The sequence below is a fragment of the Streptomyces sp. NPDC093586 genome (genome assembly GCF_044764905.1).
Classification (GTDB): domain Bacteria; phylum Actinomycetota; class Actinomycetes; order Streptomycetales; family Streptomycetaceae; genus Streptomyces.
In genome coordinates this window covers 94975-105136 of sequence record NZ_JBIWJA010000028.1, presented here as the reverse complement: position 1 = coordinate 105136, position 10162 = coordinate 94975, and the positions used below count along the sequence as shown (strand labels likewise).

At 73.4% G+C, this 10162-nt stretch carries 9 protein-coding genes; 4 read left to right on the top strand and 5 right to left on the bottom strand.

Translation table 11 applies throughout. From position 1 onward, the window contains the following. Positions 1-90: 90 nt before the first annotated feature. Positions 91-1209, bottom strand: coding sequence for an ADP-ribosylglycohydrolase family protein (locus ACIRFH_RS26070; RefSeq protein ID WP_403525394.1), 1119 nt, complete (start codon positions 1207-1209; stop codon positions 91-93). A 134-nt stretch (positions 1210-1343) separates the two neighbouring features. On the opposite strand from ACIRFH_RS26070, the gene ACIRFH_RS26065 reads away from it, so the two are divergent. Further along, positions 1344-1856, top strand: coding sequence for a DUF2165 domain-containing protein (locus tag ACIRFH_RS26065; protein ID WP_403525392.1), 513 nt, complete (start codon positions 1344-1346; stop codon positions 1854-1856). Here the strand turns inward: ACIRFH_RS26065 and ACIRFH_RS26060 are convergent. Next, complete coding sequence (locus tag ACIRFH_RS26060; RefSeq protein WP_403525389.1) at positions 1840-2400, bottom strand: hypothetical protein; 561 nt, start codon at positions 2398-2400, stop codon at positions 1840-1842. The genes ACIRFH_RS26065 and ACIRFH_RS26060 overlap by 17 nt on opposite strands. A 101-nt stretch (positions 2401-2501) precedes the next feature. Then, positions 2502-5123, bottom strand: coding sequence for a bifunctional FO biosynthesis protein CofGH (locus ACIRFH_RS26055; RefSeq protein WP_403525386.1), 2622 nt, complete (start codon positions 5121-5123; stop codon positions 2502-2504). A gap of 94 nt (positions 5124-5217) precedes the next feature. Between ACIRFH_RS26055 and ACIRFH_RS26050 the strand changes: the two genes are divergently transcribed. The 3 genes from ACIRFH_RS26050 (at position 5218) to ACIRFH_RS26040 (ending at position 9076) form a co-directional block, all read left to right on the top strand. Then, positions 5218-5616, top strand: coding sequence for a nitroreductase family deazaflavin-dependent oxidoreductase (locus ACIRFH_RS26050; protein ID WP_403525383.1), 399 nt, complete (start codon positions 5218-5220; stop codon positions 5614-5616). A 90-nt stretch (positions 5617-5706) separates the two neighbouring features. After that, positions 5707-8673: an AfsR/SARP family transcriptional regulator gene (locus ACIRFH_RS26045; RefSeq protein ID WP_403525381.1), complete on the top strand. Its 2967-nt coding sequence runs from the start codon at positions 5707-5709 to the stop codon at positions 8671-8673. 217 nt (positions 8674-8890) lie between these two features. Continuing rightward, positions 8891-9076 carry a hypothetical protein gene (locus tag ACIRFH_RS26040; RefSeq protein WP_403525378.1) on the top strand — a complete coding sequence of 62 codons (186 nt, stop codon included), beginning with the start codon at positions 8891-8893 and terminating at the stop codon, positions 9074-9076. Positions 9077-9397: 321 nt separating this feature from the next. Here ACIRFH_RS26040 and ACIRFH_RS26035 read toward each other — a convergent pair whose 3' ends face one another. After that, positions 9398-9817 carry an ATP-binding protein gene (locus ACIRFH_RS26035; RefSeq protein ID WP_403525375.1) on the bottom strand — a complete coding sequence of 140 codons (420 nt, stop codon included), beginning with the start codon at positions 9815-9817 and terminating at the stop codon, positions 9398-9400. Beyond that, positions 9814-10056 carry a hypothetical protein gene (locus ACIRFH_RS26030; protein WP_403525372.1) on the bottom strand — a complete coding sequence of 81 codons (243 nt, stop codon included), beginning with the start codon at positions 10054-10056 and terminating at the stop codon, positions 9814-9816. The genes ACIRFH_RS26035 and ACIRFH_RS26030 overlap by 4 nt, the downstream gene beginning before the upstream one ends. Positions 10057-10162: the final 106 nt, after the last annotated feature.

Sequence of the window (10162 nt, the reverse complement as noted above, 5' to 3'; positions counted from 1 at the left end):
GCGACGCCCGGCACGCTCCCCCGGAGGGGGTGCCCCCACTCGCCGCACCGGACGCCGCTCCTCACCGGGCGAACGTCGCCTGCCGCGGCACTAGGCCCTCGGGTACCGCGCCAGCCAGCCCGGGGACGAGCCCGCCGGGCCGTGGAGGGCCGGACCCTGGGTCAGCTCCATGGCGAAGTCGTCGGCCAGTTCCAGGATCGTGGGACGGCCCTCCAGCTCGGCCAGCCAGGCCGGCGGGAGGGCCGTCTCGCCGTGCAGGGCGCCGAGCAGCCCGCCCGTCAGCGCGCCGGCCGCGGCGGAGGGCCCGCCGTGGCCCACGGCCAGCCGCAGCCCGTGCCGTACGTCCTCGGCGACGAGGGCGCAGTACACGGCGGCGGCGACCAGGCCCTCCGCCGTGCCCTCGCCGGCCAGCCCGGTCACCCGCGCCGCCGTCGGGAGCCCCTGCCGGACCGCGCCCAGCGCGCGCCGCAGCGCCTCCGACACCGGCTCGTGTCCGGGCCGGACGGCGAGCAGCGTGAGCGCCCGCCGCACGGCCGGTTCCAGGCCCTCGCCCCGCGCCAGTCCGTGCACGACCACGGCGTACGCGCCCGCCGCGAGGTTCCCGGTGGGGTGGCCGTGGGTCTGCGCCGCGCACTCCACGGCGAGCTGGGCGACGAGTCGGGGGTCCCAGCCGACCAGCAGCCCGAACGGCGCCGACCGGGCGGCGGCCTCGGGGCCGCGCTCGCCGGGGTTCTTGGGCGCGTCGAGGGTACCCATCGTGTCGTCGCCGAGCCCGAGCAGCAGCGCGCGGGTGGGGTCCCGCCGGGCGTACAGCCACTCTTCGCGGGCCAGCCAGCCGTCCTCCGCGCGCCGCTCGTCGGGCCCCCAGTCCCGCTGGGTCGCGAACCAGCGCCGGTACGCCCGGTGCAGATCGGTCGGCGGGTGCCAGGCCCCGGTGTCGCGCCGCACCTGGGCGCGGATCAGCCCGTCGACGGAGAACAGGGTGAGCTGGGTGAGGTGGGTGACGGCGCCGCGCCGCCCGTGGACGGGGACGAGGTCGGCCGGTCCGTCGGGGCCGTGCGCCTCCCGGACGGCGTCGGGGTCCATCCGGTCGACGGGCGCCCCGAAGGCGTCCCCGACGGCGGCGCCGAGCAGCGTCCCGCGCACCCGGCTCCGGAAGTCCTGCTGCTCGGCACGACCCCACACGGCGGCACCGCCCGTCGCGCCCACCCGGCCTCCCACGGCATCGTGCGTACGTACGACGCGAGCACTGTAATCGACCGGGGACGGTCGGTTCAGGGGGTGGCGGGGCACAGGGGGCCGCCCGCCGGATGAACACCGGGCCCGCCGGGAATGAGGTGAGCATGACCACCACTACCGCCTCGCGGGCCTTGCCCCTGGCCGCGGCCCTCCTCACCGGCACCGTCGCCCTCTACATGGCCCTGGTCGCCTTCGGGAACATCACCGACTTCGGGACGAACCAGGCGTTCGTCCAGCACGTGCTCGCCATGGACACCACGTTCGAGGACGAGGACCTGATGTGGCGGGCCGTCACGAGCGAGGGACTGCAGAACGCGGCCTACGTGGCGATCATCGCCTGGGAGACGGTGTCGGCGCTCGTGCTGATCACCGGCACCTGGTCCTGGTTCCGCCGGGACCACGCGCGGGCACGCAGGGTCTCCACCCTCGGCCTGCTGATGGTGATGCTGCTCTTCGGCGTCGGTTTCATCGGCATCGGCGGGGAGTGGTTCGCGATGTGGCAGTCGGACACCTGGAACGGGCTGGACGCGGCGACGCGGATCTTCCTGCTCAGCGGCGTCGTGCTGATCGTCACGCACCTGACGCCGGAACGGGGCGGTGCTACGGGACGACCGTGACCTTCGTGCCGGTCGTCGCGAACGTCCACAGGGCCCGGCCGTCCGGCAGGTGCAGCCGGATGCCGCCGGTCTTCGTCCCGGGGACGGGCGGCGGGGGCGAGGAGCCGTCGGCCGCGTGGGAGAAGGCGACCCAGACGCCGTCCTCCAGGGCGAAGTACACGATGTGCTCGATCGGGACCCCGTCGGAACCGGTCGTGGAGTCCCGGCGTTCGCCGACCGTGTAGGTGCCGGGGTCGGGGTCGACCGTGCCGGGCCACACGGTGAAGGTCCGGCGGGTGGCGTCGCTCGCGTCGACCAGCCAGGCCCGCTTCTGCCCGAGGGAGTAGACGACGCGCCGTCCGGTGCCGGAGCCGTCCGGGACCGGGGCCGGTGCCGTCTCCTTCGGTGCGGGGGTCACCCGGGCCGAGGCCGACGGGTTCGGCCCGGCCACGGCGGCCGTGGGGTGCGGGCCCCGGTCCGCCTGCACGGTCAGGAAGCCGACCCCCGCTATCGCTCCCACGGTCAGACCGGAGACCCAGGCCCACGAGGGAAGTCGGGCAGGCACGGGCACGCATCTCCTCAGCTACGAGAACCCCCCGACACACCGGGGGCCCGATCATCGTACTGCGAGCGGCCCGTGCCCCCGGTCCGACGACGGTCAGGCGGTCAGTCCAGCACCGGCAGCAGCTCCGGCAGGTGCCCGTCCGAGGCCGCCGCCGCCCGCCGCCGCTCCTCGGGGACCTCGCCGTACAACGTGGTGCGGGGCTTCGCCGGGCGGCCCGCCGCGTCCGCGACCGCGATCAGGTCCTTGACCGACTTGTAGGAGCCGTACGACGAGCCCGCCATGCGCGAGATCGTCTCCTCCATGAGCGTGCCGCCGAGGTCGTTCGCACCGGAGCGGAGCATCTCCGCCGCGCCCTCCGTGCCCAGTTTGACCCAGCTCGTCTGGATGTTGGGGATATGGGGGTGGAGCAGGAGGCGGGCCATGGCCGTGACCGCGCGGTTGTCCCGCAGGGTGGGGCCGGGGCGCGCGATGCCCGCCAGGTAGACGGGCGCGTTGGTGTGGATGAAGGGCAGCGTCACGAACTCCGTGAAGCCGCCCGTGCGCTGCTGGATGCCGGCGAGGGTGCGCAGGTGGCCCAGCCAGTGGCGGGGCTGGTCGACGTGGCCGTACATCATCGTGGACGAGGAGCGGATGCCCAGCTCGTGGGCCGTCTCGATCACCTCGATCCACGTCGCCGTCGGCAGCTTGCCCTTGGTCAGGATCCAGCGGACCTCGTCGTCGAGGATCTCCGCCGCCGTGCCGGGGATGGAGTCGAGGCCCGCCTCCTTGGCCGCGGTCAGCCACTCGCGGACCGACAGGCCGGTGCGGGTGGCGCCGTTGACGACCTCCATCGGCGAGAAGGCGTGCACGTGCATGCCGGGGACGCGGGCCTTGACCGCCCTCGCGATGTCGAAGTACGCCGTGCCGGGCAGGTCCGGGTGGATGCCGCCCTGCATGCAGACCTCGACCGCGCCGACCTCCCACGCCTGCTGGGCGCGGTCCGCGACCTGGTCGAGGGAGAGCGTGTAGGCGTCGGCGTCCGTGCGGCGCTGCGCGAAGGCGCAGAAGCGGCAGCCGGTGTAGCAGACGTTCGTGAAGTTGATGTTCCGCGTGACGATGTACGTCACGTCGTCGCCGACGGCGGACCTGCGGACGTCGTCGGCCACCTTGCACAGGGCGTCCAGCGCGGGGCCGTCGGCGTGGAGGAGGGCCAGCGCCTCGTCGTCCGTCAGTTTCGTCGGGTCGTCGGCCGCCGTGGCCAGCGCGGCGCGTACGTCGGTGTCGATGCGCTCCGGGGCCATGCCGGGCGCCGCCGCCTCGCGCAGGGCGCCCCAGTCGCCGTAGACCTCGTCGAAGTCGTCGCGGCGGTCGGAGGTGCGGCCGTCGGTGTCGATGGTGCGGTGCAGGTCGGTGCGGCCGGACGCCTCGAAGACCTCGTCCGGCTCCTGCCACGGGTGGCCCTGAACCGTCGCGTCCTCGCGCGCGAGGCCCGTGGCCGGGTCGGCGAGCGCGGCCACGTGCGGGAGCAGGCGCGGGTCCAGCCAGGGCTCGCCGCGCCGCACGAACTCGGGGTAGACGCAGAGCCGTTCGCGCAGCTCGAACCCGGCCGCGCGGGACCTCTCGGCGAGTTCGTCGATCTGCGGCCAGGGGCGTTCGGGGTTGACGTGGTCGATGGTGAGCGGGGAGACCCCGCCCCAGTCGTCGATGCCGGCGGCGATCAGGCGCTCGTACTCCGCGTCCACCAGGTTGGGCGGGGCCTGGAGGCAGGCGGCCGGGCCCATGACGAGCCGGGCGACGGCCACCGTGGCGACCAGCTCGTCCAGTTCCGCGTCCGGCATGCCGCGCATCGCGGTGTCCGGCTTGGCGCGGAAGTTCTGGATGATCAGTTCCTGGACGCCGTGGTAGGCGCGGGAGACCTTGCGCAGCGCGAACAGGGACTCGGCGCGCTCCTCGTACGTCTCGCCGATGCCGATGAGGATGCCCGAGGTGAAGGGGACGGAGGAGCGGCCGGCGTCCTCCAGGACGCGCAGGCGCACGGCCGGTTCCTTGTCCGGGGAGCCGTGGTGCGGGCCGCCGGGCTCGGACCACAGGCGGGTCGCGGTGGTCTCCAGCATCATGCCCATGGAGGGCGCGACCGGCTTGAGCCGCTGGAAGTCCGTCCAGGTCAGCACGCCCGGGTTGAGGTGGGGCAGCAGGCCCGTCTCCTCCAGGATGCGGATGGAGACGGCGCGGACGTAGGCGATCGTGTCGTCGTAGCCGTGCGCGTCGAGCCACTCGCGCGCCTCGGGCCAGCGGTCCTCGGGCTTGTCGCCGAGGGTGATCAGGGCTTCCTTGCAGCCGAGGGCCGCGCCCTTGCGGGCGATGTCCAGCACCTCGTCCGGCGACATGAACATCCCGTGCCCCGCCCGGCGCAGCTTGCCGGGCACGGTGACGAAGGTGCAGTAGTGGCACTTGTCCCGGCACAGCCGGGTGAGGGGGATGAAGACGCTCTTCGAGTACGTGATGACGCCGGGGCGGCCGGCCGCCTCCAGGCCCGCGTCCCGCACCCGGGCGGCGGACGCGGTGAGGGCGTCGAGGTGCTCGCCGCGGGCCTGGAGCAGCACCGCGGCCTCGGAGACGTCGAGGGCGACACCGTCCCGGGCGCGTTTGAGGGCGCGACGCATGGAGTTCTCGGTGGGGCCGGTGGTGCCGGTGGCACCGGCGGGGTCGGCGGGTCCGGTTCCGGAGGTCGCGGAGGTCGTCATCCTTCGAGGATACGAGCGGCATGATCGGGCCGGGGTGCGCGCTCCGCTCCTCCGGGGATCATGGAGGCACACGAGACCAGGAGCTGAGCGAGCGATGTCGTCCTACGCCGAGACCAAGTACCGGGCCGTGACGGCCCTCCAGCGCCGGCTCAACGCGGTCGTGCGCCGGCTTCCCGCCCAGACCCTGCTGGAGACCACCGGCCGCGTCTCCGGCCTGCCCCGCCGTACGCCCGTCGGGGGACGCCGGGTCGGCGACTCCTTCTGGCTGGTGTCGGAGTTCGGTGAGCGGGCGCAGTACATCCGCAACATCCGGGCCGATCCCCGGGTACGGGTGCGGATCCGGGGCCGCTGGCACGCGGGCACCGCCCGTCTCCTCCCCGACGACGACCCGGTCGCGCGCCTGCGCCGCCTGCCCCGGTTCAACAGCCTGGCCGTACGGGCGATGGGGGTGGGAACGGGGCTGCTGACGGTACGGGTGGACCTGGAGAGGTGAGGGACCTGTGATCGGCGTCTCCCACCACTGACGTGGTCGGCATGAACAAGGCAAACTGGCGTAGTTGCTCAGGATGTCTAGGGGGACGGCATGGACGGTGGACCGCGCGCTCCGGAGCAGCGGCTTTCCGGGGCACCGGCGGAACCGGAGCCGCCGGCCGCGCTGCGGTTCGGCGTGCTCGGACCGGTGCGCGCCTGGCGCGGCGACGAGCCGCTGCCCACCGGGTCCCCGCAGCAGCGGGCCCTGCTGGCCGCCCTGTTGCTGCGCGAGGGCCGCACGGCCACCGCGGCCGAGCTGATCGACGCGCTGTGGGGCGAGGAACCGCCGTCGCAGGCGCTGGCGGCGGTGCGCACGTACGCGTCGCGGCTGCGGAAGGTCCTGGATCCGGGGGTGCTGGTCAGCGAGTCGGGCGGGTACGCCGTACGCGGGCTCGGAAGCGGTGCGCTCGACCTCGGCACGGCCCAGGACCTGGCCGCCGAGGCGGAGAAGGCGCGGGCCGCCGGGGACCTGTGCCGGGCACGTGAGGTGCTGCGGCGCGCGCTGGCGCTGTGGGACGGCGAGACGCTGGCGGGCGTCCCCGGCCCGTACGCCCAGGCGCAGCGGGTCCGGCTGGAGGAGTGGCGGCTCCAGCTCGTCGAGACGCGGCTGGACATGGACCTGGAGCAGGGCTGCCACGCGGAGGCCGTCTCGGAGCTGACCGCGCTGACCGCCGCGCATCCGCTGCGCGAGCGGCTGCGGGAGCTGCTCATGCTCGCCCTGTACCGCAGCGGACGCCAGGCCGAGGCGCTGGCCGTGTACGCGGACACGCGGCGCCTGCTCGCCGACGAGCTGGGCGTCGACCCGCGCCCCGGCCTGCGGGAACTCCAGCAGCGCATCCTCCAGGCCGACCCGGCCCTGGCGGAACCGTCCGCACCGGCCGCGGAGTCGGCCGCGGCACCGGTCCGCCCGGCTCAACTTCCCGCCACCGTGCCCGACTTCACGGGACGCGCGTCCTTCGTGCGCGAGCTGAGCGAGGTGCTGGGCTCGGCGTCGGGCACCGAGGGCCGGGTGATGGCCGTCTCCGCGCTGGCGGGCATCGGCGGCGTCGGCAAGACGACCCTCGCGGTGCACGTGGCCCACCAGGCGCGCTCCGCCTTCCCGGACGGGCAGCTCTACGTCGACCTCCAGGGCGCGGGCGCGCGGGCGGCGGAACCGGAGACGGTGCTGGGTGCCTTCCTGCGCGCCCTGGGCACGGCCGACTCGGCCATCCCCGACTCCCTGGAGGAACGCGCGGCCCTCTACCGCTCGGTCCTGGACGGCCGCCGCGTCCTGGTGCTGCTGGACAACGCCCGCGACGCCGCACAGGTACGCCCGCTGCTGCCCGGCACGGCCGGGTGCGCGGCGCTGGTGACGTCCCGGGTGCGGATGGTGGACCTCTCCGGCGCGCATCTGGTCGACCTGGACGTGATGGCCCCGGACGAGGCGCTGACGCTCTTCACGAGGATCGTGGGCGAGGAGCGGGTCGCCTCGGAACGGGAAGCGTCCCTGGACGTGGTCGCGGCGTGCGGTTTCCTGCCGCTGGCCATCCGCATCGCGGCGTCCCGTCTCGCGGCCCGGCGCACGTGGACGGTGTCCGTCCTCGCGGCGAAACTGGCGGACGAGCGACGCCGGCTGGACGAGCTGCAGGCCGGTGACCTGGCGGTCAAGGCCACGTTCGAACTGGGCTACGGGCAACTGGAGCCGGCCCAGGCCCGTGCGTTCCGGCTCCTCGGACTGGCCGACGGCCCGGACATCTCCCTGGCGGCGGCAGCGGCGGTACTGGACCTCCCGGCGGAGGACACGGAGGACCTGCTGGAGTCCCTGGTGGACACGTCCCTGCTGGAGTCGGCGGCGCCGGGGCGCTACCGCTTCCACGACCTCGTCCGGCTCTACGCGCGTGCGTGCGCCGAACGCGACGAGCACCCGCCGAGCGAGCGGGGGGCGGCGCTGTCGCGGCTGCTGGACTTCTACCTGGCGACGGCGGCGGGGATATACGCGATGGAGCGCCCCGGGGATCGCCTGGTGGACCACCTGGAACCGACACGGCATCAGGGCCTGCGCTTCGCCGAGGGCACGGAAGCCCTGGACTGGCTCTACACCGAGGGCGCGTCCTTGCTCGCCAGCGTGCGGCAGTCCGTGAACACGGACCGGCTGCGGCGTGGCGTGGATCTCCTCTGGGCTGCGAAGGACCTGGCCGAGTCGGGTGCCAACTCGCGTCAGTACGAGGACACGGCCAGCGCGGTGTGCGAGGCGGCCCAACTGATCGGTGACGACCGTACGGAGGGACGTGCCCGGGCAACCCTCACCAACGTCCTCCTCGTGTCCGGCCGCATTCATCAGGCGGAGGAGGAAGCCAGGCTCGCCATGGAGCGGGCCGCCTCCGCGGGGGACCTCGCCGCGGGCAGTTGGGCCGCCAACGACCGCGGGCTCATCTCACTGCATCAGCACCGGTACTCGGACGGCAAAGTCTTCTTCGACCAGGCCATCCGAGCCTTCAGCGAAGCGGGCAACCGAGCCGGCGAAGCGACGACGTCATTCAACCTGTCGCGCGCCCACTTGGCCATGGGCAACATCGGTAAGGCCGTCGACATCGCTCGGGACGGACTCGAGATGCTCGCTGAGCTGGGCCGGACCATGCGCTTGGCCAACGGCCACTACGCGCTCGGCATGGCGCTCACCCAAGCCGGACGGCACACCGAGGCACTTGGCCAGTTCAACGATGCCCTGGCCATTTTCATCGCCCATCGCCAACGTCTCTGGGAAGGGACCACCCACTTCCGGATCGCCGAGGCACACGTGGCCGCGCGCCGTCCGGCCCAAGCGGCTCAGCATGCCGAACAAGCCCTCGCCGTCGGATGCATCGGAGGCGACCGGATGCGCGGCAACGTCCTCACGCTCCTCGGACGAACGCTGTCCGCGCTGGGGCAGGTGGACCGGGCAAGGGCCTGCTGGCTCGAAGCCCTCAGGCTTTACGAGGAGAACTGTGCCCCTGAGGCTGACGACGTACGCGCTTTGCTGACTCCCGTCGATGCCGCATGAGCGGGCCGACGCCACTGCAAACGGCAGCGTTCATCGTTCGTTTATCTCCCCCGGCGATGCTGGCAATCACCAGATCGTCGCGTCGGGGGGCAGGCGATCTCATGAGGAGCCGACCGGGTTGACGTTCGGCTCCGAACGCCCGCCCGGTGGCCCTCGGGGGAGCTTCCGGGCGGGCGTTACGTACCCAGACCTCGTCGTTGCAGAGGAGCACCAGTAGATGAGCGAGCAGAAGGCCGCGCCTGCCAAGCCGCTGGACAACCAGATGCCCACCCCTCCGGCGGAGGGCGAAGCGATCACCACGATGGACAACCAGATGCCCACTCCTCCGGCGAAGGACGAGGCCATCACCACGATGGACAACCAGATGCCGGCCCCGCCCGCCCTGGACCTGGACGGCAAGTAGACCTTCTTCCCACACGGGGATCGGCCGCGGCGGCGCGGAGGGGGAGCCGCCGCGGCCGATGTATGTCTGTGATCATTTCCTGAGAACGTCCGGCGCCCAGCGTGCGAAGTACTCGGACACGCGCGCCTGGTACCTCTGCTCTCACCTCCTGTCTGGACACCCTCTGGCACACAGGAGTGGGGATGACCCGCGCCAAGAGGCTTCTCGCCACCGTCGCCCTCGTGCTCGGCGCCACCGCCGCCGCCACGAGCCCGGCGTCGGCCGACAACCACACGCCCTGACGCGGGCGCTTCGCCGAAGAGACCGAGGGGAACCTCGGCCTCACTCGCGTACGGCGCCGGTCTCCGCCCCGCCCACCTCGCACCACACCGTCTTCCCACCCGCGCCCCCGCGCTCCACCCCCCACCTGCACGCCACCGCGTCCACCAGCGACAGCCCGCGCCCGGACTCGTCCTCCGCGCCGGCGTGGTGGAGGACCGGCAGGACATGTGCCGCCGGGTCGGTGACCTCGATGCGCGTGGGCGCACCCGGCGTACGCCCGACCACCCGCACGTGTACCGGCGTCCCCTCCCCCACGTGCCGGACCACGTTCGCGACCAGCTCCGTCACACAGAGCTGCGCCTCGGCACGCACCCCGGCGTCCACGTACTCCCCGACCGCCCGGCGCAGTTCGGGCACCGCCTTGGGCAGGGCGAGCAGGTCGATCCGCAGGCACGGCGGGTCCTGGACCGGCCCGCTCACCCCTCCGCCGCCTTCCGGAGAACCTCCGCCAGCCGCCGTGCCGTCGCCAGGTTGCAGTTCCCCAGCGCGATCAGCCCGGCCGGCGGACGGTACGAGCCCGCGAAGCTCGGCAGATCGACACGGAGAGACGGCAGCGTGATGCCGTGGGCGGCCAGGGCGGCGCGCAGGGCCTCGGCGCAGAGCGTCACGTCGTGGGCCGTGGGACCGGGGTCGGGGACGGCGGGGGGCTGCGACTGCATGGACGTACACCTTCCGGACTCTGGGTGATGAATCAGTCACAGCGTGGATCCGTCCTCCCTATCGTGGAAGAGGAAAACCTTCCCGGCCGCGACCCGCGGAACCGGG